Genomic DNA, 1,977 nt, shown 5'->3' with positions numbered 1-1,977 from the left:
TTTCGAAGCGATCCAGAGGGTTCGACCCCCTCCCGGCAAAGGCGCAGCCCGCCAGCCGGAAGCGAGTCTTGCATGGGCGACGGCAACGTCGCTCGTGAAGCGTAGACAGCGGATGCTGAAGCCATGTGTCAGCCTCGAGATTATGTGCATGCGGAGGCCTTCGGCGTGGGTGGCCCGGGGGCAGCATCGTCGGAACCGCCAAGGGCGAGGTTCTGGCGGCTCGGCCGGGGTCTTGGAGCAGGGCAAAGGCATGGGATGGATCGCCAGGGAACCTGTGAGATCCCGCTCGCGTCCACGGACGCAGTGTGCCGGATAAAGGGACGCCGACTGACCAATGGTCCCAGGCCCGACGGGCGTCCTCCACGCCGTCGGGAGCGCTTCGGCGAACACGAAGGACGGAGGAGCGCGTGGAGCCTGCAACCGAAACCATAAGGGAGCAGAAATGCGCGGGCGGGAAGTCGTAGCGCCTTCATAGTAGCGGTGAAAACGGGGAACTGGGCTCACCGGGACCCGACGGAGCGAAGGGAGGCGTCATGTGTAGAGAACCGTTGACCTGAAACATGGGAGGGGGCTCTGAACCCCACAAACCTGTCTACGAACCGACAACGGATAGCCGAACTGGCGAGGACGAAACGGGGTGTGGCGCTGTGCTCGCTCCACCATGTCATCGATCTGGACTGGATGAAGGAGGCCTACCGGCTGACCCGCAAGGATGGTGCCCCTGGCATCGACGGCGTCACGGCGGCGGACTATGAGGTGAACCTGGAGACCAGACTTCTGGACCTCCTGGAGCGCATCAGGTCCGGCCGATATCGTGCGCCGCCGGTCCGGCGGGCCTATATACCCAAGGCGGATGGGTCGCAAAGGATGCTCGGCATTCCGACCTTCGAGGACAAGGTGGCGCAACGCGCCATTACGATGGTGCTGGAGACCGTCTATGAGGAGGATTTCTACCCCTGCTCATATGGATTCCGACCGGGCCGCTCGGCCCATCAGGCGCTCCGCAATATGCAGAACGTGCTGTGGGCAAAGCGGCTCTATTGGGTGATCGATCTCGACATACAGAAGTACTTCGACTCGATTCCGCACTCTCACCTCCGTGCGTTCCTCGACCAGCGAGTCACGGACGGCGTCATCCGACGGATGATCGATAAATGGCTGAACGCAGGAGCCGTCGAAGACGGTCTTCTGCGCCGAACGGCCGAAGGATCCCCGCAAGGAGGCGTGGTCTCGCCCTGCCTCTCGAACATCTTCCTGCACCACGTGCTGGACGAATGGTTCGAGACCGAGGTGCGGCCGCGGCTCCGTGGGGGCTGTACCATTGCCCGCTACGCTGACGATGCGATCATGGCGTTCGACAACATCGTCGACGCCCAGCGTGTCCTGGCAGTGCTGGACAAACGTCTTGGACGGTTCGGGCTTACGCTCCACCCCGACAAGACGCGTCTCGTCGACTTCCGCCCGCGAAGGACGGAGAGCACACGGCATCCGGAGACGGACGGCACCAAGTTCGACTTCCTCGGCCTGACCCACGTGTGGGGACGGTCGCGCAGAGGCAAGGACATGGTGATGCAAGTCACGGCCAAGGGCCGTTTTGCTCGTGCGTTGGCTGCGGTAAGTGACTGGTGCCGGAAACACCGGAACTGGTCGATCCGCGATCAGCATCGCCATCTCTCGTCCATGATGCGGGGTCACTTCGCCTATTATGGCGTCGGGGGAAATGCTCGGCGATTGCGATGGTTCGCCCACCAGGTCGTGAGGATATGGCGGAAATGGCTATCTCGGCGAGATCGTCAAAGCGTGTTCCGATGGACCCGCCTTAACGAAATCCTGGAACGCCATCCGCTGCCGCCAGCCAGGATTCTTCATTCGTTTGCCACCGTGAGCGAAACTCTACCATGAGGAACCGGATGCGGGAAAACTGCACGTCCGGGTCTGCGAGGGGTGGGGGCAGTAACGCCCCCACCTACTCGGCAG

At 62.6% G+C, this 1,977-nt stretch carries 1 protein-coding gene; it reads left to right on the top strand.

Annotated elements, in window-relative coordinates; all coding sequences use genetic code 11:
* Positions 1 to 639: 639 nt before the first annotated feature.
* A complete protein-coding gene (ltrA, locus tag RFN28_RS34370; RefSeq protein ID WP_320291559.1) occupies positions 640 to 1,902 on the top strand; it encodes a group II intron reverse transcriptase/maturase in 1,263 nt (420 codons plus the stop codon).
* The last annotated feature ends 75 nt before the right edge of the window (positions 1,903 to 1,977 follow it).

The sequence above is a fragment of the Mesorhizobium album genome (genome assembly GCF_033977205.1).
GTDB classification, from domain to species: domain Bacteria; phylum Pseudomonadota; class Alphaproteobacteria; order Rhizobiales; family Rhizobiaceae; genus Mesorhizobium; species Mesorhizobium album.
Note: the sequence above shows the minus strand (reverse complement) of the source record. Positions and strands in the feature narration are given on the sequence as shown.